Source organism: Acidithiobacillus acidisediminis (genome assembly GCF_023277115.1).
Taxonomy (GTDB): Bacteria; Pseudomonadota; Gammaproteobacteria; order Acidithiobacillales; family Acidithiobacillaceae; genus Igneacidithiobacillus; species Igneacidithiobacillus acidisediminis.
Window position 1 is genome coordinate 426,103 of sequence record NZ_JALQCS010000001.1, and the last position, 23,712, is coordinate 449,814.

The window sequence follows — 23,712 nt, forward strand, 5'->3', positions numbered from 1 at the left end:
ACTCGGAGGACCTCCCCATGCAAGCCAAAAAGACCGCCACCCTACTCCTTGCCGCCCTGAGCAGCGTCGGTCTGCTCAGCACTGCGACCGCCGCACCCCAGTACACCTTCGGTCTGTTGCTCTCGGCCATGACGCCCTATTTTGCCACCATCAAAAGCGGCGCCGAGGCCGAAGCGAAAAGGCTCGGGGTGCAACTGCTCATCGAAAATGGCAACAACGATTCCGCCACCCAATCCAATCAGGTGGACACCCTGATCGCCCGCAAGGTTAATCTGCTACTGATCAACCCTACCGATGCCAAGGCGCTGGTCCCAGCAGTCGAGAAAGCGAATGCGGCACACATTCCGGTGGTGTTCATTGATCGCAAGGCAGATGGCGGAAATGCCATTGCCTACTTTGCCTCAGACAATACCCAGGCCGGTGCCCAGGCGTGCCAGTTCCTCGCCAACCGCCTCCATGGCAAAGGAAATCTGTTCCTGCTATTGGGGATTTCCGGTGCGTCCGCCACCAATGAGCGTACGGCGGGTTGTGAGTCGGTCCTGCAGCACTACCCCAACATCCACGTCGTCGCCCGGCAGTCCGGTCACTTCAGCCGCCGCGGTGGTCTCACGGTGACGCGCGAGGTATTGATCGCTCATCCCAATCTCAACGCCATCTACGCGGAAAATGGCCAAATGGCCATCGGTGCCGTACGCGCGGCACAGGCTGCGGGGCATCTGAAAGGCCTGAGCATTGCCATGATCGGCAGCGGCAGTGCTGGTGAGACGCAACTGGTCAAAGAGGGAAAGATTTCTCTCAGCGTCGCCCAACAACCCGCCGTCATGGGTGCCCTGGGTGTGGAGGCAGGGTACAACTATGTGAAAAGCGGGACCGTTTTTGTGCCCGTCCCGCTGCATATGGACTATGCCCCCGGTCAGCGCCCGTGAATCTGCAAAACCCGTCAGAACCCGCCGCGCTCCTGCAGCTACGAGGGATCGGCAAACGCTTCGGTGCCGTGCATGCCTTGCGCGGCATCGACCTGGAGGTCCATCCTGGGGAGGTGCTCGCCCTGCTCGGCGACAATGGCGCGGGCAAGTCGACACTGGTAAAGATCATTGCCGGTGCCCAGCCCCCGACGAGTGGGGAGATGATGATGGCGGGCGAAAAGGTGACCCTGTTTGATCCCCGCCATGCCCACGACCTCGGAGTCGAGACGATCTACCAGGATCTGGCGGTCGCGGAAAATCTAGACGTCGCCACCAATATCTTTCTTGGACGGGAGCGCAAGTCACGTCTGTTGGGGACAGTGCCCATCCTCGCCCGGCGAGAGATGCGCCGGGAAGCAGCCTCAGCACTGCGGCATCTAGCCATCGAACTGCCCCTGCGCCAAGCGGTCGGTGAACTTTCCGGTGGGCAACGGCAGGCGGTCGCTATTGCTCGTGCCGCCTATTGGCAGGCACGTCTGGTGATCATGGACGAACCCACTGCAGCGATTGGGGTGGGCGAACACGAGGCGATTCTCCAGCTCATTCAAAATCTGGCCCAGTCGGGGGTGGCCGTGATCCTGGTCACCCATACCATGCCGGACGTCTGGCGTGTCGCCACTCGCATTGTCGTCCTGACCCGCGGCGAGAAGGCCCTGGAAGGGAACACCACAGAGTTGGATGAAGAGCGCGTGGTACGCGCCATGCTGGTGGGGAGGGAAGCGCGTGCCTAACGATCTGCGCCATAATCCCGTCGTGCAGGCCATGGTCGATCAAGGGGTACTGATTGCCTTCCTGTGCTTGCTCGTGTTTCTGGCCTTTGTCGCTCCGCATTTTGTCTCCGCCGCCAACGCCTTCAGCATCCTGATCGACGCCGCCCCCCTGGTACTGCTCGCTCTCTGTGAATTGGTGGTGATGCTCGTCGCCGGCATCGATCTCGCCGTTGGTGCCATTGCCGGATTCACGGGTGCCATCGCCGCCACCCTGATGCTGCAGGGCATGGCCTGGCCTCTCGCCACCCTGCTCGCACTCCTCGCCGCCACCCTCGCCGGTGCCCTACAGGGAGTCGTCATCAATTACCTGCGCGTTACCGATTTCATCAGCACCCTGGCCGGGCTATCGATCTTCTCCAGTCTGACCCTGATCATCACCGACGGCGAACCGATGAATATCAACGCCAATGGTTTCAATGCCCTGGGCGAAGGGCATCTGCTCGGAGTGCCGACACAAATCTGGATTGCCGCCTTTGTCGTGGTGCTGGTAGCACTGTGGCTGGGCCTGACGGCATCGGGAATGCATCTGTACGCCATCGGCGGCAACCGCACCGCTGCCTATCGCGCCGGCATTCGCGTGCGCCGCCTGCGCAGCCTGGCCTACGCCTTCTCGGGGCTCTCGGCAGGAATCGCTGGGGTGATCCTCGCGGCACAACTTGCCACCGCCGATCCCAATGCCGGCCGCGGGCAGGAGCTGCCGGCCATTGCTGCGGTGGTGATTGGCGGAGTTTCCCTCTTCGGCGGTCGCGGATCGGTGTGGGGGGCCGTACTCGGTGCCTTGATCTTGAGCACCATCCTCGATGGCCTGGTTTTATTGAATATATCTCCCTTCTACACCGAATTGGTGGAGGGCATCGTTATTCTTCTGGCGGTCATGATGGGCCACCTGAGAAAAAGGAGCAGCAATTGATCGCTGCACGATAGGGGGGCAATCCCCTGGTAACACGGAGGAGTACACTATGAAAACAACAACACCACGCACAACACCAAAACTACGGCGCCAAGCCGTCCTCGCCAGTGCAACCCTGGCCGCCACCTTGCTGTTGGGTAGTTTCGCCCTACCCGCCTATGCGAGTAGCCACTCCCTCATCCCGAGCAATAAAATCCTGGAGCAGGATCTCGGTGGCACAAAGATCTCGGCCATGCTCGGCCTGATCAACTTCAGTTACCTCAATCACGCCCACAGCATTCAGGACACCCACTCCCTGGCCCTGGGCGGGCATCTGTACTTACACAGTCCTTCCTTTGTTGGTTTGAGCCTGGGGGTGGGTGGTGACTTTGCCACCTGGACGGGCTTTTATCAGCATGAAGACCCAGAGTTGACTGGTCCCTACCCCAGTCACGGCTTGGCGATCCTGCGGTTGGGCTATCTCCAGTATCACTATGGGCCGGTGGTCGTCCGGGGTGGACGGGAGTTCATCAATACCCCCTATGCCAACATGGATTACTACACATTCAACCCGCGTGCCTTTACCGGTGTAGCCGCCGTCTGGGATGTGCTCGGGCATCCGCAGAGTGCCAATTGGGCGGGTAACGGTCCCTTGACCCTGAGTGGATCCCCCGCGACCGTGAGCCTGATGTTTGCGCGCGAATTCAGTTATGCCAGCCGCTATAGCGCCACCTTTACGACCGGCAACCGCTACACCGACGCCCATACCAATGGTTTCTATACCATCGGCCTGCGCTATCAGACGCCGTTTCTCGGCAATCACCTCGCCGTACAGCTCTGGGACTATAACTTCTATGGTTTTGCCAACATGTTCTACGGACAGGCGAATTTTTCTGCGCCCATCGACCAGAATCTAGCAGTTCTTGCCGGATTCCAGATGATCGCCGAGGGTAACTCTGGGTCGGGCACCAATTTTCTCGGGGCACTCAACGCCGAATCTGTGGATGCGCATATCTATGGTGGACGCATTGGCGTGCAATTTGGGCACGAGAAGGACACGGTAGCGCTGGTCGGAAATTACAGTCCGATCAACTACAACTCCTTCCGTCATGGTGGCCTCATTCATCCCTACAATGACCTGAGCGGAACGGAGTACACCACCACCATGCAGACAGGGCTCTCGGATATTGGTCCCGGCTATGCCTATGGAATTGCCAGCAATTTTGGCTTCCTACAGCACAAGCTCCTGGTCAATGCCAGCTTCATCCGTTATGTGGCACGTTATGGCTACGGTGGTAGTGCCTACACTTACAATGGCGCCTATGGCTTTCCCAGCGGCGAGGCGGTGCCGAATCAAAAACTGTGGTCCATGGATGTCGGCTTCTCCTACAACCTCTCGCGCTTGTTAGCGGGCCTGACCGTGGCGGACTACACCGATATTTCCATAGCGCAAAACGAGGCCAATTACCCGCAGTATCGCAATCCCTATTTCAGCAACCGTTTCTATCTGAAATATCACTTCTAGAAGAACAGAGGAGAACACAACCATGAAACATCCAATGAAAAAAGCCCTGGCCCTCGCCATTCTTGGCCTGGCGGCCCTGGCGACCGAGCCGGCTCTGGCCAACAACAGTTCCCTGAGTGTCATCAATTGGTGGACCGCTGGCTCCGAGGCCAAGGCCATGAATGTATTGGTACAGATGATGAAGGCGCAGGGCGTGACCATCAAAAATGATGCCATTGCTGGTGGTGGTGGGGCGCAGGCCCGCACCATCCTGAAGACGCGCCTGATGGAAGGGGAAATTCCGGGTGCGGCCCAGATCAAAGGCGTCGAAATCCAGCAATGGGGCAAGACCGGCCTGCTGGCCAATGTCGATGCCGCCGCCAAGGCCGACGACTGGGACAAGAATATCCCCACCGAAATCGATAATTACATGAAATACAAGGGCAACTATGTAGCAGCACCTATGGATCTGCACCGCCTGAACTGGCTGTGGTACAACCGTGCGGTATTGGCCAAGGCTGGCATCAAGGAAGCACCGCAGACCTGGGACGAACTGGTGGCCGATCTCGCCAAGATCAAGGCGAAGGGGATTATCCCCATGGCCGGCGGTGGCAACGGCTGGATGATTGCCACGGAATTCGATCCCATTGCCCTGGAAACCGGGGGACCGGCTTGGTACCGCGATGTCTTCGTCAAGCTCGATGCCAAGGCCATCGATAGCCCGACCATGGTCAAGGCCCTGGAGCGCCTGCGCCAGATCGAGGCCTATACGCCGAAGAGCCTGGCAGGTCGCACCTGGAACTATGATACGGGCCTCGTCGCCCATGGCCAGGCAGCCTTTCAGATCATGGGCGATTGGGCCAACGGCCAGTTTGAGTTCCTGGGCGTGGAGCCGGGAGGACCGAAGGTAGGCTGTGTGGCCTTCCCCGGTACCGCCAGTGACTTTATCTACAATGTCGACAGCTTCATCTTCTTCCGTCAGCATACCGCTGCCGCGCGGGAGGCGACGATCAAGCTGGCCGAGACGATGACCAGTCCCAAGTTCCAGCTCCTGTTCAACAAATACAAGGGCTCGATTCCGGACTTGATGAACGTGTCCCTGAAGGGATACAACCCGTGCCAGCTGAAGTCCCGGGCGCAGTTCCTCACCGCAAGCAAGGAGCATAACCTGGTACCGAGCTTCTCGCAGGACATGTCCACCTATGGACCACCGACTGGCGCCTTCACCGACTCCTTGGATCATTTCTACACCACCAATGAGAGTCCACAGGCAGCGGCGGCAGCCATGGCGAAACGCGTGGAAGTAGCAAAGAGTCAGGACTAACAGCACGTAGCGTGATGGGAGGGCGCTCCGACTTGGTCGAAGTGCCTTCCCGCGTCACCGAGGAAGGATACGGATGTCACAATCATGGATGCAGCGTATTGGGGGCAGGGACCAGGTCTGGGCCGGACTGATGCTGTCCCCCACGGTTCTGGCAGCAATTTTTTTCATTTACGCCTTCATTCTGTGGACGGTCTGGTTGTCTTTGACCCGCTCGACCATCCTCCCCAGCAATCACTTTGTCGGTCTCGCGAATTACCAGGATCTCTTTGGTAGTGGTCGCTGGTGGCGCTCCTTGATCAATTTGGGCATCTTTGGCGGGCTATATGTGAGTATCTCCATGGCCATTGGTCTGTTTTTGGCCATTCTTCTTGACCAGAGAATTCGCGGCGAACGCCTCTTCCAGGTGGTGTTTCTCTACCCCATGGCGATTTCCGCCGTGGTGACGGGAGTCGCCTGGCGCTGGCTACTGGACCCCAATTTCGGGGTCCAGGCCATTGTTCGTTCCCTCGGCTTCAGCCATTTTCATTTTGCCTGGATTGATGATCCGGATCTCGCCATCTACACCGTGGTCATTGCGGCAGTCTGGCAGAGCTCTGGTTTCATGATGGCGATTTTCTTGGCGGGCTTGCGTGGTATCAGTCCCGATATCATCAAGGCGGCCCGAATTGACGGCGCGAACACCCTGCGCATCTATCTGCGGGTCATTCTTCCCAATTTAGCGCCTACCTTTTTCGTCGCCTTCATCCTCAGTGCCGGCCTCGCGATCAAGGCCTTCGGCCTGATCATCGCCCTTACTGGTGGCGGTCCAGGCTACAGCACCAATGTGCCAACCATTTTCATGTATGTCTTTTCCTTTCAACGTGGGGAGATGGGGGTTGGTGCAGCCAGTGCCCTCATTTTGCTGTTGATCATGATGGTCGTCGTGGTTCCCTTTGTGATTCTGGATGCGCGGAGGAAAATCTGATGCGTCGCTTGGCACTGTATCTTGCCCTAAGTATTGCCGCCCTGTTCTTTCTCTTACCGCTCTACATCATGCTGGTCACTTCCTTCAAAACCATGCCCGAAATCTACAATGACGGCATCCTAGCATTGCCCCATCAGCTCTACCTCTATGCTTGGCATCATGCCTGGAGCGGAGCCACGATCGGTGCCAGTAATCAGGGTATTCATCCGTTCTTTTTCAACTCATTCGAACTGGTGATCCCAGCAGTGATCATCTCCACGGCCATCGGCGCGATCAACGGATATGTCCTCACCCAATGGCGCTTTCGTGGCGCCAATGTGATTTTTTATCTTCTTCTTTTGGGTACGGTATTCCCGTTTCAGATCATTCTGTTGCCCATGGCCTGGGTGCAGGGAAAATTGCATATTGCGGGCACCTTGATCCCCGGTTTGGTATCGGTCCATATCATCTACGGCTTGGCCTTTACTACCCTCTTTTTTCGCAATTACTATGTCAGCATTCCGCGAGATCTGGTGCGCGCAGCGCGCGTGGATGGCGCTGGTTTTTTCCGGATCTTCTGGCGCGTGATGCTGCCCTTGAGTACGCCCATCATCATGGTCACCGCTATTTGGCAATTCACCATGATCTGGAATAACTTCCTCTTTGGTGTCGTCTTTACCGATACCGATCACCAACCCGTCACCGTCGCCATCAACGATCTGGTAGATACCGTGACCAGCGTGCATATGTGGAATGTCGATATGGCTGCGGCCCTCATCGCTGCGATACCCACTCTCTTGGTCTATCTGCTGGCTGGAAAATATTTTGTGCGCGGCCTGACCGGCGGCGCGATCAAAGGATAAGACATGGGCAAACTCATCTTACGCGACATTCACAAGAGCTATGGCAAGGACGAGGTCCTCCATGGCATCAACATCGAAACCGGAGAGAATCAGTTTCTCGTCCTGATCGGTCCCTCGGGCTGCGGCAAGACTACCCTGCTCAACATCATTGCTGGCTTGGAGCAGGAGAGTGGTGGCGACATCCTGCTCAATGACCGGCGTCTCAATGATCAGAGCCCCAAGGACCGCGACATTGCCATGGTCTTTCAGTCCTATGCCCTCTATCCCTCGATGACGGTGCGGAACAACATCCTCTTTGCCTTGGAGAACCGCCGCGTTCCCAAGGCAGAACGCCATCAGATCCTGACGGATGTCGCCCGCATGCTGCAAATTGAACACCTTCTCGATCGCCGCCCACGCCAGCTATCGGGTGGACAGCAGCAACGTGTTGCCATTGGCCGCGCCATTGCGCGGCGCCCCACACTCTTTTTGTTCGACGAACCGCTGTCCAACCTCGACGCCAAATTGCGCGTCGAAATGCGCAGCGAAATCAAGCGTCTACATCAGAAGTTGCAGACCAGCATGGTCTATGTGACGCACGATCAAATCGAGGCCATGACCATGGGTGACCTGATTGCGGTAATGAATGGGGGAGTGATCCAGCAACTGGGCAGCCCGGAAAGTATTTATAACGACCCAGCCAACCGCTTTGTCGCCGGCTTCATGGGCTCACCCTCGATGAACTTTCTGCCGGTGACAGCGCGGGAAGAAGAATCCGGGTTATGCCTACGGATTGCCGGCACGGAAGGGGACGGAAATCGTCTCCCGCTGCCCGCTCGCATGCAGGCGGCGCTGCGCTCCCAGTTGGGACGTCGTATTACCCTCGGGATTCGTCCAGAACAGATCACCGACCCTGGGAGCGCGCGGGAAGGAGAGGCCTTGCATACCCTGGAGCTCAACGCCGAACTCCTCGAGCCTACTGGACCGGATACCTTGGTCTTCACGCGCCTGGACGGTCATGCGCTGGTCGCCCGCGTCCATCCCAGTGCCCGGGTAGCGCTGGGTGCGCCCTGCACGCTGTCCTTTCACATGGAACGCGCGGTCTTTTTCGATCCCGACAACGGCGCGCGTCTGGCGTAGAGCAGCAACAACCGAGTCCTGCCATGCGGCGTGCGGGAACCCCCTTTCTGCTCATCTCCGGGATCGCCGGACTGGGCGGGCTGCTGTTTGGCTATGGTACAGCGATCATTGCCGGAGCGTTGTTCTTTTTGCAGCAATGCTTCGCGCTTGACCACAGTCTTACCGGGCTTTTAGTCGCTACAACCTTGGCTGGGGCGGCCCTGGGAGCCGGTGTTGCCGGTCCGTTGGCCGATGCCCTGGGGCGAAGGCGGGTCATTGCGTCCGCCGCCGTGCTCTTTGCCGCGGGCTCCCTCCTGGCCGCCAGTGCCGATCTGCGTCTTTCCCTCTTTTTCGGCCGCGCCTTGGTGGGATTGGCGATCGGCTTGAGTTCTACCGTCACGCCACTCTATCTATCGGAAATTACGGCTGCCGAACAGCGGGGCGCCATTGTCACCCTCAATCAACTCCTGATTACCGTGGGAATTCTAGTCGCCTATCTGGTCAACCTAGCCTTCGTCGGCACCCCACTCGGTTGGCGCTGGATGTTTGGTCTGGGTGCCCTGCCTGCCCTGGTCTTGCTCGCAGGCCTCGGCATTCTGCCCGAGAGCCCGCGCTGGCTCTTGCGCCAGGGCCGAATGGAGGCCGCTGCCGCGGCACTGGAGCGCCTGCGCCAAGATCCGCAAGCGCGCGCGGAGGAGTGGGCGCAACTGCAGGCAGCGGGCGATTCCCAGCGGGGGGGCTGGCGCGAGCTATTTCGTAGCCGCCTGCGTAAGCCGCTCCTCATTGCCCTCGCCCTGGCTCTGTTCCAACAGATCACGGGTATCAACGTCGTGCTGTATTACGCACCGATCATCTTTCACGCCGCAGGCTTCGCCTCCACCCAAGGCGAAGTACTGGCCACCGTGGGCATCGGAAGTATCAATGTGCTCGCCACCCTGATTGCCGTCCGCCGCCTTGACCGGTGGGGCCGGCGTCCGCTGCTGCTAGGGAGTTTTGCCGGAATGCTACTGAGCCTGCTGATTCTGGCCACGGGGCTCCGTCTAGCCCTACAAGGTCCGTGGCTCTATCTGATCGTTGCCGCCATTGCCGCCTTCGTCATCTCTTTTGCCATGGGCATTGGCCCGATCTTCTGGCTCCTCATTGCCGAAATCTTCCCCAACGTCCTACGCGGCCGTGCAATGGCCCTCGCCACCGTGCTCAACTGGCTCAGCAACATGCTGGTCACCGGCGTCTTTCTCGACCTGGCAGCCCGCCTAGGTGCCGGTGGAACTTTTTATCTCTATGCCTTCGCCAGCTTTCTGGCTTTGCTCTTTACCTGGCGCTGGGTACCAGAAACCAAGGGTCTGCGTTTGGAAGACATCGAACAGCGCCTGATGGCGTCGGGCAAGGCTCCACCCCCGCAACACTAGCCTTGCTCCAGCTCTTCCAGACTTTTCTGCCGAGATTCCAGGCCATAGCGCCAGGTCACGAAGACTGCAAGGAGGGAGATGGCAGCCATGACGACCAATAAACGGGGAATGCCCCAACTTTTTTCGACGATCGGAAACAGCATTGCCGAGAGCAGGGCACCGGCGCGGGAGAGCCCCGTGGCCAAGCCCGCCGCACTGGCACGTAACTCCGTCGGAAAGATTTCCACCGCTAGTGCAAAAACCGTTACCCCGGGGCCGATACCCACGCCAAAGGCATAGACGGCCGAGGCGCCATATACGCCGGGCAGGTAATGCACTGTGGATGCGAGGGCAAATCCCAGCAGACCCGCTGCCATCATGGTAAAACCGGCCATTTGCAGCGGGATTCGCCCCCAGCGGTCGATGCGCTGGAGGATATAGGCAATGCCCAGAGCCGAGACACAGAGAATCGCCGCATTGATCGCGGCGGCTGCGGCGTTACTGGGGGCGAAACCATTGGTACGCAGGACCAAGGGGAAATACAGCCCAATTCCCAGCCCAACCACATCCAGACAAAACCACGGAAAGACACTTAGAAAAAGACGCCGCAGCCAAGAGATTTGCAGCAGCACCCGCCAGGATTGTCTGGGTGCCGCAAACTGCTGCAACGCCGATTCCCGCTCGCCAGCGCTCGCGTCTGGCAGCAATTGCGCAAGCGCCGCGCGGGCAGACGGGATATCGCCGTGACGTACCAACCAACGGGGCGACTCGGGCAAGCCGGCACGCAACCACAGTAGGGCCAAGGCGGGGATGACGGCGCTACCCAGCATCCAGCGCCAGGAGTCGAGACCGGTGAAGAGCAAGGACCAGCCGACCACCGTAGAAAGAAGGGCTCCTGCATACCAGGCCAAGTTCACCCGTGCGAAGCGGTTCCCCCGTTGGGAGGCGGGGCTGTATTCCGCCACAATCGTCGCCACGAGGGGATAATCGAGGCCAATCGCCAAGCCGGTAATGAGGCGTCCGGCAAAGAGCAGCAGCAGGTTGGGGCTAAACGCACTGAGCAAGGCACCCACAATGTACAGGAGCATGTTGGGGATCAGCAGGCGCCGCCGCCCGAAACGATCCGTGAATACCCCACCGAAAAGCCCGCCCAGCAGCGAACCGATCAGCGCCATCCCCATGAGTAAGCCAATTTCGGCAGCATCAAGATGCCAGGCATGGTGCAGAGGAAGGAGGACGACAGCCATGATGCTCAAATCGTAGCCATCCAGGAGCATGCCGAGCATGGCAGCAGCCAGCGCCAGACGAACGCCGTTCCGCGGCTGGGCAACTGCGCCTCGTGGCCAGGGCGTGGGCATTTATGGCTCTTGTGACGGACTCAGGCGCATGGCCCCTGTTGTACCACAAAGGCGTGCGGGATGCTGCCCAGACTGCATCTTGATGGGCGCTGAGCGATCCGACGAAATCCAATAACAGGGGCGGCGTTGGGACATCAAAGTGCGGTTTCCTGGTGCTCAGGAAGCAGCAATCGGTAGCCAATGCCCAATTCGGTGATCAAATAACGTGGCTGATTGGGATCCTCCTCTATTTTTTCCCGCAGTCTCTGGATGTAAATACGCAAATAATGGGTTTGACCCAGATGCTTCGGCCCCCAGACCCCCATCAGCAGCTTTTGATAGGGGATGACCTGACCTGCATGCTGCAGAAACAGACGCATCATCAGAAACTCTTTCATCGTCAAAGCAACCTTACGCCCATCGTCCAGCACCAGGAGGCGGACATCCTCTTCCAGAGTCCAGGAATCCGACGGCAATAGTCCTCCCGGATTTTGCCACAGGCGGCGCAGGTGGGCGTCGAGGCGCGCAAGGAGTTCACCAATGGTGAAGGGTTTGGTCATATAGTCATCAGCGCCCTGCTGCAGGGCACGGACCTTGTCCTCCTCCCGATGTCGCGCAGAGAGCACCACAATCAGGCCCTGAGGTTGTATGCTGCGTAACCAGGAAAGGATGTCGAGGCCGTCACCATCAGGAAGCCCCAGGTCCAGCAAGGTCACAAGCCACGGGCTAAGGCCAGTCTCCTGCCGCTGCCTTGCGAGTTCCTGCACCTGCGCAAGACTACCCGCATGCTCCATGCGGTACCGATGGTCCGATTTTAAGGCGGTCCGTAGAAAGGTGACGATGGACGGGTCATCTTCCACCAACAGTAGATCCTGCAGGGCCATGTTCGTTCTCCTCTTCTGGTGGAGGGGGTGGCGTATCCAGCGGCAGGGTGAAGCAGAATCGCGCACCTGGGTTCATGTTTTGATTGCTGGCATGAATCTGCCCACCATGCATCTCGACAATGCTTTTGGCAATGGTCAAGCCGAGCCCACTACCCCCCTCGCCAAATCTCGGCTTCACCTGACTAAAGCGCGCAAAAATTTGTTCTTCCTTGCCTGGGGGGATCCCCAAGCCTTGATCGATGACGCAAACACGCGCGATTTCTGCGTCCATCCACGCCTGTATGATGATCGGTGTGTGCGCAGGACTATAACGACAGGCGTTATCGAGCAGATTGCTGAGGACCTGTGCGATCAGCCCGGGATCGACATGGAGCAGGGGCAGCCCAGACGCTATCTGGTACTGAAAGTCGCGCGCACGGCAGGATGGTGCCAGTTGGCGCTGTGCCATGCCAATAATTTCGGCTAGTGGAACCCATTCGCGGCGCAGATCCGTGCCCTGGGAAAGCAGACTGGCGACCCGCAGGATGCGCTCCATCGTATCCGCCATCCGCTGCGCATCGTTGCGCAGGTTGCGAATCAAGACCTGCTGATCCTCGAGACTGATGTCTTCGCGAAAATCTTCCAGGGTGCTGAGGGTCCCCAACACAGCGGTCAACGGGGTGCGTAAATCGTGAGAAATTGCGCTGAGCAGGGTGTTTTGCATCTGCTCCATGCGCAATTGCAGCTTCGCCTCCGTACGTAACGTGAGTACCGCGGCTGCCTCCATGGCGGCAGCAATCAGACGAGCAATGGTTTCCAAATAACGCAGCCACTCCCCCGGTATCCGCTGTATCTCGAGATCACCGATCTCCATTACCCCAAGTACCTGGTCGCCATTGCATAAAGGGAGTAGCAATGCCGGGAGGGAAGACAAGGTGTCGGTGCCCATTCCCGCAGGACGCTGATTCTGGAATACCCACACCGCCCCCGATCGGCTTCGCGCCGGATCTCCCTCTTCGCTAGTGTCTACCGGGTGCCGATGGAGAGGAAGTTTTCCGTCGGGTTCCGGTAACCAAAAGCGGATATGGAAGCCCAGACTGCGGTGGATTTGGCTGATCGCTTCACTAAGTACCGCGTTTACATCTTGCTGGGCACTGAGTTCCTGCACCAGGTTATACAGGTTGCGGGCGCGTCGCTCCCGCATTCGTGCCATCAACGCTTGATCGCGGGAGCGGGCCACCAACTGGCTGATCAGGATCGCCACGGTCAGATTGGCCAAAAACAGGAGCAGGGATTCCATGGTGTCTGGCAGATTTTTGCCTTGCCCAAAGAGAAAGAATGCCGCCTGTGCACTCACGATCACGACAATGGCCGGCCAACGTCCGTAGCGTAGGGCAGCGATGACCGACCCCATGAGCGCCAGCAGAAAAAAGGCTGCAGTTCCCAGCCAGGGGCTGAAGAGCATCCCCAATGCCGTGAGCACTACTCCTCCTGCCGCACTGATCAACAGCGGGCGGCTCGCACGCAGGCGCAATTCCCGTCGTGGAACCGCCTTGAGGTAGGCCGGATTGGCGCTGGTGTGATTCTCTGGCGAATGCAGCGGACAAATGACGATGTCGATGGCTGGGGAGTGGCGCAACAGTTGCCGCAGAGGGCTACGGAGCTGCTGCCAGAAATGACGCAAGCCGCTCCAGCTGCCCACCACGATTCGCGTCACTTGGCGCGTGCTGGCATAGGCCAGAATCTCCGTAGCCACATTCGTCCCGGTAATACGAACCGTTTCCGCGCCCATGCGCTCGGCCAGATGAAAATGGCTCCATAGCCATGCCTGGTACTGCGGGCGTTGCCAGAGTCCTCTGGGGGTATCCACATGCACCACCAGCCATGGGCAATGCAGGGCTTGGGACAATCGGTAACCGGCGCGGATCAGTTGTTCACTCTCCGCATCGGCGCCAATGGCTACGAGCACCGTTTCTCGTAGACGCCCACCGTCGCGCGTATCCTCGGGATGCGTGGTGCGAAAGATTTGCAGCTCACTATCCATCCGATCAGCCGCGACCCGCATGGCCAATTGGCGCAAGGCCATGAGATTACTCTTGCGAAAGAAGTGCTGCATGGCGCGCGCGCCCCGCGCACCCAGATAGACCTTGTTTTCTCGCAGGCGTTGGAGAAGATCCTCCTCACTGATATCGATGAGGGTAATTTCCTCCGCATCGGTCACGACCCGATCCGGGACCGTCTCGCGCACCCGCACCCCGGTGATCGCAAAGACCACATCGTTCACGCTCTCCAGGTGCTGCACATTGATCGTCGTGGCGACATCGATACCCGCAGAGAGCAGCTCTTCCAGGTCTTGCCAACGTTTGCTGTGGCGCGCACCGCGGGCATTGCTATGGGCCAGCTCATCCAGCAACAGGAGCTTGGGTCGACGGGCAAGGGCGGCATCCAGATCAAATTCGCGCAGCGTCTGGGAGCCGTCGACGGGCATCAGGGGAAGATGGGGAAGTGCAGAAGCCAGGGCCTCCGTATCGCTGCGTTGATGGGTTTCCACCACACCCACCACAACCTCTCGCCCTTTGCTCTGCTCATCAATCCCAAAGCGCAACATGGCATAGGTTTTGCCCACCCCGGGAGCCGCACCAAAGAAGACCTTGAGTCGCCCACGCTTCTGTCGTTCGGCGGACTTTTCAATGGCTTCCAGGAGCGCTTGCGGGTCGGGTCGTTCGGGATCGGCAGGATTTCCAGCCACGGACATCGCTCAGCAAAAAGTAGAAAACTTATCTTAAGTCGAAAACAAAGGAAGTCAATCCGCATTATTTTTTACGGCTTTTTTATGCATTTTTTATGGGTTTTTTATAGACGGCTGATTTTGACCGCTGATACGCTGATTTTTGTTTACGAAGGAAGAGGTGCCGATATGTTTGTTCTCTATCTTCTCTTGCTTTTGCTGCCCTTTGGCCTGGCCGCTGGGTTTGTCCTCCTACTCGATAAAATGAGGGCTTGGTCATGAGCGTGCTCGTGTGGGTCGGTTTGGGGCTGGCAGTGTTCCTGCTGGTGTATTTGGCGGTATTTCTGATCTATCCGGAGCGCTTCCTATGACCAACGCGATCCTTCTCACCCTGGCAGTATTTGTCGTTACCCTGGGCTTGGCCTGGCCCATCGGCGCCTATATGGCGCGGGTCTATGGGGGCGAGTCCTTTTGGGCCAGCCACTTTCTGGGCGGCCTCGAACGGGGCATCTACTGGGCGGCCGGGGTGTCGCCCAAACAGGATATGAGCTGGAAGCGCTATGCGCTGCTCTGGCTGCTCTTCAACCTCGTGGGCGGACTGTTTCTGTATTTCCTACTGTATTTCCAGAACTTTTTTCCCCTCAATCCACAAGGCTTTCCCAGCCCCGGCGCCGGCCTCAGCTTCAATACCGCGGCGTCCTTCATCACCAATACCAACTGGCAGGCATACTCGGGGGAAACGACCATGAGTTACCTCAGCCAAGTGCTGGGCATAGGGATTCAATACTTCTTCTCGGCGGCCTCTGGCATGGTGTTGGCGGTGGCCTTGACGCGCGGCTTCTCCCGCACCGAAAGCCACGGAATCGGTAATCTCTGGGTCGACCTGACCCGCTCGGTGCTCTATATCCTGCTCCCGCTGGCCATTCTTCTGGGCCTGTTTCTGGTGAGTCAGGGGGCGATCCAGAACTTTTCCGCCTACCTGCAGGTGCATCTCATCGATCCCTTTGTCCAGGGCGGTAAATTGATTACCCAGCAGACCCTGGCCATGGGTCCAGCGGGGTCCCAGACCGCCATCGAGATGCTGGGCAACAACGGTGGCGGCTTTTTCAATGCCAATTGTGGCCAGCCGTTCCAGAGCCCCACGGGGATGACCAACTTTGTGCTCAACGTCGCGGAATTGCTGTTGCCCTTCTCCCTCCTATTTTACTTTGGTCGCGCCATTGCCAGCCGCAAGCTGGGCTGGGCCCTGGTGGCGGTGGCGCTCTTGCTGCTGGTACCGCTGGCTGTATTCAGCGAGCAACAGGACCTAGCCGGCAACCCGGTCTTTACCCAGTTGGGGGTGACGCAGGCGCATACGGCCGCCCTCGCTGGCGGCGGCAATATGGAGGGGGTCGAAGATCGGTTTGGTGTTGCCGGCAGCGCGCTCTTTGGGGCTTCCACCACGGGGACATCCACCGGCGCCTCCAGTTCTTCCTACGACTCCTTCATGCCGTTGTCTGGTGGCGTCAACCTCTTCCTCATGCAGTTAGGTGAAGTGGCGCCGGGTGGTGTCGGTTCCGGGGTGGCGTCTTTGGTGGGATTTTTCATCATCGCCGTCTTCATTGGTAGTTTGATGGTGGGCCGAACGCCGGAGTTTCTGGGCAAAAAGCTGGAAGCCTATGAGATGAAAATGGCGGCCTTGGCAATCTTGATCATGCCAATTCTGATTCTCGTCGGTACGGCGCTCGCCGTCTCCCTGCCGGGTGGTCGGGACGCCATTCTCAATCCGGGCCCCCATGGCTTCTCCGAAATCCTCTATGCCTTGACCAGTCCGGCCAACAATAACGGCAGTTCGTTCGGGGGCCTCAATGCCGATACGGTGTTCTACAACATCTTGACCGGCATCGTGGTCCTGATGAATCGGTATTTGACCTACTTTCCCCTCTTGGCGATTGCCGGGTCCTTGGCGGCGAAGCGGCGGATGGCAGCGGGTGTGGGCACCTTGAACCCGACCACCCCGCTTTTTGTGGTCTTCTCGACCGGGGTGATCTTGCTGGTAGGGGCGCTGAACTTCATCCCTGCCCTCGCCCTGGGACCGGTGGCCGAGGCCTTGTCCTTGCCCGCCCTGCATTTCCATCCTTGAGGAATCGTCATGACACAGCACACGTCGAAATCGGAATCTGTGGATCAGGGCTACTGGGCTGCCATTTTCCGGGAAGCGGTCAAAGAGAGCTTTCGCAAGCTCAAGCCTCAGGCGCAGTGGCGCAACCCGGTCATGTTCGTGGTCTATGTTGGCGCCATTCTGGTGACCTTGATGGGATTGGAAGGGCTCGGAGCGAAGCACGCCGATGCCGGGTTTGACTTGATCGTCGCTCTTTGGCTCTGGCTGACCCTGCTCTTTGCCAACTTTTCCGAGGCCCTGGCCGAGGGCCAGGGCAAGGCCCAGGCCAGCAGCCTGCGTTCAGCGAAGCGGGAGGTCGTTGCCTATAAGATCGAGCGCGCCGACCCCAAGGCCAGCGTCGTGGAGGTGGCCGGACATGAGCTGCAGCGCGATGATCTAGTGCTGGTCCAGGCCAATGAAGTCATCCCGGCGGATGGTGAAGTGGTCCAGGGCGTTGCCTCCGTCGATGAAAGCGCCATCACCGGCGAGAGTGCGGCGGTGATTCGCGAGCAAGGGGGAGACCGCAGTGCCGTGACAGGAGGTACTACGGTCCTCTCCGACTGGCTGATCATCCGCATCACCAGCCGCCCCGGCGACACCTTCCTCGACCGGATGATCGCCTTGGTGGAGGGCGCTGCCCGGCGCAAGACCCCCAACGAGATCGCCCTGGCGGTGCTCTTGGTGGTGCTGACCCTGGTGTTTCTGGTGGTCACCGTGACCCTCTATCCCTTCTCCTTTTATAGCGTCCATTTTGCTGCCCACAGCGGCCGGGTAGTCTCGCCGACGGTCTTGGTCGCCCTTCTGGTATGCCTCATCCCCACCACCATCGGGGCGTTGCTGCCCGCTATCGGTATTGCCGGCATCATGCGCCTGCTCAAGGCCAAGGTGGTGGCCAAATCCGGGCGCGCCATCGAGGCCGCCGGGGACGCCGACGTGCTGTTCCTCGACAAGACCGGCACCATCACCTACGGCAACCGGCAGGCGGCAGAGCTCCTTCCTGCCCCCGGGGTCGATCTGGCAGAGCTCGGTGCTGCGGCACGGCATGCGTCCTTGAGTGATGACACCCCCGAGGGGAAGAGCATCGTCCAACTGGTGGATCGCCTCTCCTTGCCCCTACCAGCGATGTCGGAGGAGGGCACCTGGATTCCCTTCAGTGCCGAGACGCGCATGAGTGGCGTGGATAGTAGCGGTCAACAATTCCGTAAGGGCGCACCTGACGCCATCCGTCGTTGGGTCGAACAGGCCGGCGGCAAGTGGCCCCGGGCGGTGGACGAGGATATCGAAAAGATCGCCCAAACGGGGGCTACACCCTTGGTGGTGGCAGTGAATCAGCAGGTCTTGGGGAGCATCAGTCTCAAGGACATCGTCAAACCCGGCATCCGGGAACGCTTTGCAGAACTGCGCCAGATTGGTATTCGGACGGTGATGATTACCGGAGACAATCCCATCACCGCCGGCGCCATAGCCGCAGAGGCCGGCGTCGATGACTATCTGGCCGAAGCCAAGCCCCAGGACAAACTGGATCGGATCCGTGAGTACCACGATAAGGGCCATCTCGTTGCCATGACCGGCGATGGGACCAATGACGCCCCCGCCCTGGCCCAGGCCGACGTGGCGGTGTGTATGGCCAGTGGCACCCAGGCGGCACGGGAGGCGGCGAACATCGTCGATTTGGAGTCAGACCCCACCAAGCTGCTGGAAATCGTGCGCTTGGGCAAGCAACTGCTGGTCACGCGCGGGGCACTGACCACCTTCAGTATCGCCAACGACGTGGCCAAGTATTTTGCCATCATCCCAGCCGCCTTCGTGAGCACCTACCCGCAATTGGGGGCCTTGAACGTGATGGGCCTGAATAGCCCCAAGGACGCCATCCTCTCGGCGGTGATTTTCAATGCCGTGGTGATCCCGTTCTTGATCCCACTGGCCCTGAAGGGAGTGAAATACCGCGCCATCAGTGCCGATCAGCTGCTCCTGCGCAATGTACTGATTTATGGGCTCGGTGGCCTGATCGCGCCGTTTATCGGCATCAAGCTCATTGACCTGTTGTTGACTGTCCTGTGAGGTACACCATGTGGCAATCCCTGCGGCAAACCGTAATGACCTTCCTCCTCCTCGGCCTCTGTGTGGGCGTCGCTTATCCCACCCTGATGACCGCATTGTCCCAGCTGCTGTTCCCGCAGCAGGCCAACGGCTCGCTGATTCGGGAGCACGGCAAGGTGGTAGGCTCGGCGCTCATCGGCCAGTATTTCACCAGCCCCCAATACTTCTGGGGGCGACCATCGGCTACCGACCCCGTCCCCTATGATGCCGCGAATTCCGGGGCGTCCAATTTGGGTCCGAGCAACCCCGTACTCTTCCGCCATATCGCCCAGCGCGTTGCCTATCTGCGCAAGATGGACCCGGCCGAAGGCCAGCGGCCGGTACCCGTGGATCTGGTGACCTCGTCCTTCAGTGGACTGGACCCGGACATCAGCATTGCCGCTGCCCAATATCAAGTCGCACGCGTCGCCGCAGCTGGCCATCTGCCAATAAAAGAGGTGGCGGATCTCGTGCACCAGTATACGCACTGGCCACTGCTGCCCTTCATCGGCGAGCCAGTGGTGCGGGTCTTGCCCTTGAATCTGGCACTACAGCGGGCTTATCAGCAGCGTCATGGGAAATGATACTTGAAGTTCTACATTTCCTGACCTGGGGCGGGATCGTACTTGCTCTAGTCATAATCTTGGTCGGCATCTTTTTGATGTAGCAGGGACAACGCCTGGGTAGAGGCCATCATTGCCTCTTCCCAGCCACGAGCCGCATATCTGCTAACGGAACTACTACCTTACACTAGGGTGAAATAATGAAACAGAGAACAAGCATCTGGATTTTTACCACCGCAATGGCCAGTGTGCTGGGCATACCCGTGGCACAGGCATCCTTGAATTTGCCCAATCCGATCAACGTGGATGCCGGACCTTTGGGCAAAATCGGCGTGCAGGGCGTAGCCAGCGCCATGGGATTTTGGCAGGACAATCCCCAAGGCACGCCTGGCACTCTCGGGGCAAAGTATGCTGGAGCAACCATTACCAATGGCATGGTAATTGTGCAAAAGAGTAGTGGTCTGGTGCAGTTTTACGCGCAGGCGGGAGCCTATGGTTTTCCGACCCTGGCGGCCTCGCTGGCAGGCGCCAACCCCACTTCCGCGATCAACGATTTTGGCGCATTGCCCGTTGCTTACCTGAAAATTGCGCCAAGCTCCAATTATTCCGTAGAGATCGGCAAGCTCCCGACCTTAATTGGTGCGGAGGGCGGCTTTACCTACCAGAACATTAATGTCGAGCGTGGCTTGCTCTGGGATATGGAGCCCATCGTCAGCCGAGGCATTCAATTTAACGCGAGCGCAGGGCCCGTGAGTGCTTCGCTCTCCTTGAATGATGGCTATTACTCTAATCGTTATAATGTACTAAGCGGCATCGTGACGTACGCCATCAATGGCGCCAATACGGTCAGCTTCTATGCCGATGGCCCCCTTGGTAAGGTACGGACTTCAGCTAATAATGCCGCCTACTCGGCCATTGGTACCGTCAGCCAGATCTACGGCTTGGAATATGAATACAGCTCTGGTCCTTGGATGATTGAGCCCTATTTCCAGTATATGCATACGCCTAAAAGTGTGCAAGCCGGAGTTCCCCATTCGTTTGACAACTATGGCGGATCAATTCTGCTAAATTACAGCTACAACAGTGACTGGTCTATGGGCGCCAGGGTCGAATATCTAGAAGTTGGTGGACCACTGGGATACGGACTTAATCTGCACTCCGTCGCTTCGACACTCACAGATTTACCCGCAGATTCCCACGCCTGGTCGCTAACTATAACACCAACTTACCAGGCCGGGGACTTTTTCGCGCGCGCAGAACTGTCTTATGTAACGGCTTCCACGCCAACGGGTACGGGGTTTGCCGGACGAAGTGGTCTGGCAAAAAATCAGGTGCGCGGCATAGTGGAAACTGGACTTCTGTTTTAACCCACCGTTGCGCGCCAGAAAGCAAGATGTCGATCCTTACAGTGAGAGTGCAGCCCGGCTTCCTTGAAGAAACCTTGGCAGCACTCTCCCCAGTTCCATTTGCCTCCTGGTGGATGACTGAAGTGCGCGTTCTCGATCAGTGCAAAGCCCGTTGGGTACTCCTGCATAGTGCCATAATTGAGGTTACAGAGGCGTTCGAGCTGCAGTTGGAAATCGTTCTTGAGGCGCAGTTTCTCCTTGAAACGCTTTCCATTCTGACCAGTCTGAGTGGTGTCCACGAGATGTACGTTATTGAAGCCGGCATCGCTCGACAAACCCTTCCTGGAGAGATGGCCGAAGAAATAGCGGCCATAAAAATATGCTCACCGATTCCTGTGGGAACGGCCTATGAATAGAACCACACGTTTCCGTCGGGGGTTGTCCCAACTCGACCTGATCGTAATCGGGATTGGCGGGGCAATGGGCACGGGGGTACTGTTTGGTACTGCTGGCATGGCAGCTCTGGCGGGGCCAGGTGTCGTGTTGGCATGGGTACTGGGCGCCGTGATGGGCTTGAATGCGTTATACCCGCACTTGGTGACACCGACCGGTACGCCGACCTTACAGGCCGATTTTGTTCGCTATTCTGGAGCACGGTCATCGCTGCTCTAGCCTTCGTTTTGGAGCGTTCACTCACGCCAGTAGCTCAGCGAGCAGGAGCGGTTCGTATTGCCCTCAGACTGATCCGTACAGATGCATTATTTATGCATTTTTTACGCATTATTTATGGGTTTTTTATGGAAAGTCGATCTCCACGGAGCTAGCCTGATCTTGGTAGGATGAGGAACCCATGGAGACTAATCTCGATGATGTATAACATCAATGCAGAAAATCAGTATGGCTGGCGTGAAATTCGCAAAGAATGCCAACGTCGTGCAAAGCGCTGGGTAGTCAAGGTTGGAACCAGTTCTTTGGTGCAGGTAGATGGCGCGCTCGATCAAAAGAAGATTGCCACTCTCTTGCAACAAATTTTGGCTATGAAGCAAGGGGGGCTGGAGGTCGTTATGGTCCTCTCCGGCGCGGTCGGCGTCGGCGCATCCCGGCTGGAACGGCCCGTTGGCAAGCTCTCCGAGCGGCAACGCCGAGTAGCGGCAAGCGTAGGGCAGAGCTGCATCATTCAGGCCCTATTACAGGCCTTGAGCCGATTTTCGCAGCTGGGTGATGGGAAAGAGCTGGAGCTGAGTCAGATTTTATTGTCCCGCGATGACTTTTCCCATCGGAAACGGTACCGCAATGCGAAAATGTTGCTCCGGGACCTGCTACGCGAAGACACCATACCGGTCGTCAACGAAAATGATGTCATTGGCAGTCGCCTGCACAACCTAGGGAATAATGATCGGGTTGCGGCGCTGATTGCGTCCATGATCGACGCACAACTCTTGGTGTTGCTGACCGATCAGATAGGCCTGTACACCGGCAACCCCCATCAGGATGCGCAGGCACAACTGATCACCGAGGGGATCGCCGAAGACCCTCAATTGCTCAAAATGGCGACCGGCTCTGGGAAGTTTGGAACTGGCGGCATGTTGACGAAACTGCTCGCCGCCCGTATGGCTGCACAATGCGGAACAGACACCATCATTGCGTCGAGTGCGGAGCGAAACATTCTGTTGCGGATCGCTGAGGGCGAGCCAGTCGGTACTTTCCTGTATCAAAAGAAACGGCTGGTAAAGACCCGCTTGGACGAGCGGCTGGATCACCTCGCACAGCGGATGTTTGGCTATCCAAATGCTGCGCAAATCGCTATCGGCGCTGTGTAGCCATCGATTGCCCATATTTTCCAGAATGCTCAAGAAGAGGAGTGTTATGATGGACTTGCGCGCGATCTTGCAAAAAGTGGAAACCGACGGATATCTATGGGCTGTCAGCCATCCTCACGCAACAGCGGGGCAACTTGAGGAGGCATGTTACCAGAAATATTCGGACTGGGAAGCGGATGTATTTCTATATGCCTTTGAGAAGGGGTGGGCGAGAGCCAAACGGCTATCAAAGCGTCTATTTCCTGACTGATAGAGGCACTGGATAATTCCCCAGTGGTACTGATGTTACTCAAGTTCGTAATGGAGCTTAACCATGAGAGACTTTCCAACAGAAGTTAAAGAGGCGGAGCGCACAGGGTTCGCTTGGGCGGAAAAGCATCCGAATGCCAGCTCAGACGAAGCGAATCAGGCCGCTGGCGCATTATATCCGACAGACAAGGATGGGGCGTTATATGTTGCCTTCATCAACGGATATTTTTCCCAGAGAGATGCGTCTCGATTAGGATAGCGCGGATTGTATGGTAGGGCTAATGAGAGAAGCGCGTTTTTGACTCATTTTATGGAGGACACAGCAACAATTTTTAGCAGGAATAGTTGCTGGATGTGGATAGCCCTTTACTCGGACTCCTCTCTGAAGGGGTAATGGCCCAAAGGAGGTCAATGAATTTGAATCCGTGGCGTTCGAAGCTATGGCCCAAGGCCTCTGCACTACCAGCAACAATTCCTGTCTCTGTGCTTTCCTACTTGCGTTGATCAGCAGACAGGCTGGCAAGGGCACGCCAATGCCATGCACTTGCCGCCCAACTGATTTTTGGTCCTGAGGCCGGATGCTGAACGTTCCACAATGTCTGAAACTCGGTTAGCGCGGCAGAGCGACGCCTGGCATCTACGCTTTCCCTATGTGTATGAGCGTAAGGATGTTGAGGAGGGGCGGATCAACTGCTAGAAACAGCGTTTGATCTGATCGTCGCTCCCCAGAGCTTGTGGGCCCTGGCGCCCGCCGAGGCGCTGACCCCCTTATGTCGCGATGTTGCCGAGATAAGTGAGCCGGAGAGTCGCGAACAGGCTTGGGCTCCGTCGCCTTGGAATCAC

Annotated in this window: 20 protein-coding genes; 17 read left to right on the forward strand and 3 right to left on the reverse strand. The window is 58.1% G+C overall.

Annotated features, from left to right (window positions below; translation table 11 throughout):
* The first annotated feature begins 17 nt into the window (after positions 1–17).
* The 9 genes from M5D89_RS02195 to M5D89_RS02235 all read left to right on the forward strand — a co-directional run bounded on the left by M5D89_RS02195 (position 18) and on the right by M5D89_RS02235 (position 9,765).
* Complete coding sequence (locus M5D89_RS02195) at positions 18–926, forward strand: substrate-binding domain-containing protein (RefSeq protein ID WP_248884100.1); 909 nt, start codon at positions 18–20, stop codon at positions 924–926.
* A complete protein-coding gene (locus M5D89_RS02200; RefSeq protein WP_248884101.1) occupies positions 923–1,696 on the forward strand; it encodes an ATP-binding cassette domain-containing protein in 774 nt (257 codons plus the stop codon). Before M5D89_RS02195 ends, M5D89_RS02200 begins: the two co-directional genes overlap by 4 nt.
* A complete protein-coding gene (locus M5D89_RS02205) occupies positions 1,689–2,645 on the forward strand; it encodes an ABC transporter permease (protein WP_248884102.1) in 957 nt (318 codons plus the stop codon). Before M5D89_RS02200 ends, M5D89_RS02205 begins: the two co-directional genes overlap by 8 nt.
* A gap of 49 nt (positions 2,646–2,694) precedes the next feature.
* A complete protein-coding gene (locus M5D89_RS02210) occupies positions 2,695–4,149 on the forward strand; it encodes a hypothetical protein (protein WP_248884103.1) in 1,455 nt (484 codons plus the stop codon).
* 22 nt (positions 4,150–4,171) lie between these two features.
* A complete protein-coding gene (locus tag M5D89_RS02215; protein WP_248884104.1) occupies positions 4,172–5,452 on the forward strand; it encodes an ABC transporter substrate-binding protein in 1,281 nt (426 codons plus the stop codon).
* A gap of 73 nt (positions 5,453–5,525) precedes the next feature.
* Complete coding sequence (locus M5D89_RS02220) at positions 5,526–6,416, forward strand: carbohydrate ABC transporter permease (RefSeq protein WP_248884105.1); 891 nt, start codon at positions 5,526–5,528, stop codon at positions 6,414–6,416.
* A complete protein-coding gene (locus M5D89_RS02225) occupies positions 6,416–7,258 on the forward strand; it encodes a carbohydrate ABC transporter permease (protein WP_248884106.1) in 843 nt (280 codons plus the stop codon). The genes M5D89_RS02220 and M5D89_RS02225 overlap by 1 nt, the downstream gene beginning before the upstream one ends.
* Before the next feature lie 3 nt (positions 7,259–7,261).
* Positions 7,262–8,377 (forward strand): ABC transporter ATP-binding protein, encoded by a 1,116-nt coding sequence (locus M5D89_RS02230; protein ID WP_248884107.1) that lies wholly within the window; start codon positions 7,262–7,264, stop codon positions 8,375–8,377.
* 23 nt (positions 8,378–8,400) lie between these two features.
* A complete protein-coding gene (locus M5D89_RS02235) occupies positions 8,401–9,765 on the forward strand; it encodes a sugar porter family MFS transporter (protein WP_248884108.1) in 1,365 nt (454 codons plus the stop codon).
* Here M5D89_RS02235 and M5D89_RS02240 read toward each other — a convergent pair.
* From M5D89_RS02240 to M5D89_RS02250, 3 genes are all read right to left on the reverse strand, one after another.
* Positions 9,762–11,102 (reverse strand): MFS transporter, encoded by a 1,341-nt coding sequence (locus M5D89_RS02240; protein WP_248884109.1) that lies wholly within the window; start codon positions 11,100–11,102, stop codon positions 9,762–9,764. The two genes, M5D89_RS02235 and M5D89_RS02240, sit on opposite strands and share 4 nt — an antisense overlap.
* A gap of 134 nt (positions 11,103–11,236) precedes the next feature.
* Positions 11,237–11,965, reverse strand: coding sequence for a response regulator (locus M5D89_RS02245; RefSeq protein WP_248884110.1), 729 nt, complete (start codon positions 11,963–11,965; stop codon positions 11,237–11,239).
* Positions 11,931–14,693, reverse strand: a complete 2,763-nt coding sequence (locus M5D89_RS02250) for an ATP-binding protein (protein ID WP_248884111.1) — start codon at positions 14,691–14,693, stop codon at positions 11,931–11,933. The genes M5D89_RS02245 and M5D89_RS02250 overlap by 35 nt, the downstream gene beginning before the upstream one ends.
* A 257-nt stretch (positions 14,694–14,950) precedes the next feature.
* On the opposite strand from M5D89_RS02250, the gene M5D89_RS02255 reads away from it, so the two are divergent.
* The 8 genes from M5D89_RS02255 (at position 14,951) to proB (ending at position 22,620) form a co-directional block, all read left to right on the forward strand.
* Entirely contained in the window at positions 14,951–15,043 is a 93-nt protein-coding gene (locus M5D89_RS02255; protein WP_248884112.1) for a K(+)-transporting ATPase subunit F, read from the forward strand.
* On the forward strand, positions 15,040–16,794 hold the full coding sequence (gene kdpA, locus M5D89_RS02260; RefSeq protein WP_248884113.1) for a potassium-transporting ATPase subunit KdpA: 1,755 nt from the start codon (positions 15,040–15,042) through the stop codon (positions 16,792–16,794). The genes M5D89_RS02255 and kdpA overlap by 4 nt, the downstream gene beginning before the upstream one ends.
* Before the next feature lie 9 nt (positions 16,795–16,803).
* A complete protein-coding gene (gene kdpB, locus M5D89_RS02265) occupies positions 16,804–18,873 on the forward strand; it encodes a potassium-transporting ATPase subunit KdpB (RefSeq protein WP_248884114.1) in 2,070 nt (689 codons plus the stop codon).
* Between the two features lie 8 nt (positions 18,874–18,881).
* Positions 18,882–19,475 carry a potassium-transporting ATPase subunit KdpC gene (gene kdpC / locus M5D89_RS02270; RefSeq protein ID WP_248884115.1) on the forward strand — a complete coding sequence of 198 codons (594 nt, stop codon included), beginning with the start codon at positions 18,882–18,884 and terminating at the stop codon, positions 19,473–19,475.
* A gap of 218 nt (positions 19,476–19,693) precedes the next feature.
* Positions 19,694–20,821: an outer membrane beta-barrel protein gene (locus M5D89_RS02275; RefSeq protein WP_248884116.1), complete on the forward strand. Its 1,128-nt coding sequence runs from the start codon at positions 19,694–19,696 to the stop codon at positions 20,819–20,821.
* A 26-nt stretch (positions 20,822–20,847) separates the two neighbouring features.
* On the forward strand, positions 20,848–21,216 hold the full coding sequence (locus tag M5D89_RS02280) for a hypothetical protein (RefSeq protein ID WP_248884117.1): 369 nt from the start codon (positions 20,848–20,850) through the stop codon (positions 21,214–21,216).
* Positions 21,209–21,472 carry a hypothetical protein gene (locus M5D89_RS02285; protein ID WP_248884118.1) on the forward strand — a complete coding sequence of 88 codons (264 nt, stop codon included), beginning with the start codon at positions 21,209–21,211 and terminating at the stop codon, positions 21,470–21,472. The genes M5D89_RS02280 and M5D89_RS02285 overlap by 8 nt, the downstream gene beginning before the upstream one ends.
* 194 nt (positions 21,473–21,666) lie before the next feature.
* Positions 21,667–22,620: a glutamate 5-kinase gene (gene proB / locus M5D89_RS02290; RefSeq protein WP_248884119.1), complete on the forward strand. Its 954-nt coding sequence runs from the start codon at positions 21,667–21,669 to the stop codon at positions 22,618–22,620.
* Positions 22,621–23,712: the final 1,092 nt, after the last annotated feature.

Excerpts from the sequence above, each read along its gene's own strand:
- M5D89_RS02255 (WP_248884112.1), top strand. The coding sequence starts at position 14,951 with ATGAGCGTGCTCGTGTGGGTCGGTTTGGGGCTGGCAGTGTTCCTGCTG.
- kdpB (WP_248884114.1), top strand. The coding sequence starts at position 16,804 with ATGACACAGCACACGTCGAAATCGGAATCTGTGGATCAGGGCTACTGG.
- kdpC (WP_248884115.1), top strand. The coding sequence starts at position 18,882 with ATGTGGCAATCCCTGCGGCAAACCGTAATGACCTTCCTCCTCCTCGGC.
- M5D89_RS02215 (WP_248884104.1), top strand. The coding sequence starts at position 4,172 with ATGAAACATCCAATGAAAAAAGCCCTGGCCCTCGCCATTCTTGGCCTG.
- M5D89_RS02230 (WP_248884107.1), top strand. The coding sequence starts at position 7,262 with ATGGGCAAACTCATCTTACGCGACATTCACAAGAGCTATGGCAAGGAC.
- M5D89_RS02280 (WP_248884117.1), top strand. The coding sequence starts at position 20,848 with ATGTCGATCCTTACAGTGAGAGTGCAGCCCGGCTTCCTTGAAGAAACC.
- kdpA (WP_248884113.1), top strand. The coding sequence starts at position 15,040 with ATGACCAACGCGATCCTTCTCACCCTGGCAGTATTTGTCGTTACCCTG.
- M5D89_RS02195 (WP_248884100.1), top strand. The coding sequence starts at position 18 with ATGCAAGCCAAAAAGACCGCCACCCTACTCCTTGCCGCCCTGAGCAGC.
- M5D89_RS02225 (WP_248884106.1), top strand. The coding sequence starts at position 6,416 with ATGCGTCGCTTGGCACTGTATCTTGCCCTAAGTATTGCCGCCCTGTTC.
- proB (WP_248884119.1), top strand. The coding sequence starts at position 21,667 with ATGATGTATAACATCAATGCAGAAAATCAGTATGGCTGGCGTGAAATT.
- M5D89_RS02235 (WP_248884108.1), top strand. The coding sequence starts at position 8,401 with ATGCGGCGTGCGGGAACCCCCTTTCTGCTCATCTCCGGGATCGCCGGA.
- M5D89_RS02240 (WP_248884109.1), bottom strand. The coding sequence starts at position 11,102 with ATGCCCACGCCCTGGCCACGAGGCGCAGTTGCCCAGCCGCGGAACGGC.
- M5D89_RS02275 (WP_248884116.1), top strand. The coding sequence starts at position 19,694 with ATGGCCAGTGTGCTGGGCATACCCGTGGCACAGGCATCCTTGAATTTG.
- M5D89_RS02220 (WP_248884105.1), top strand. The coding sequence starts at position 5,526 with ATGTCACAATCATGGATGCAGCGTATTGGGGGCAGGGACCAGGTCTGG.
- M5D89_RS02245 (WP_248884110.1), bottom strand. The coding sequence starts at position 11,965 with ATGGCCCTGCAGGATCTACTGTTGGTGGAAGATGACCCGTCCATCGTC.
- M5D89_RS02210 (WP_248884103.1), top strand. The coding sequence starts at position 2,695 with ATGAAAACAACAACACCACGCACAACACCAAAACTACGGCGCCAAGCC.
- M5D89_RS02285 (WP_248884118.1), top strand. The coding sequence starts at position 21,209 with ATGAATAGAACCACACGTTTCCGTCGGGGGTTGTCCCAACTCGACCTG.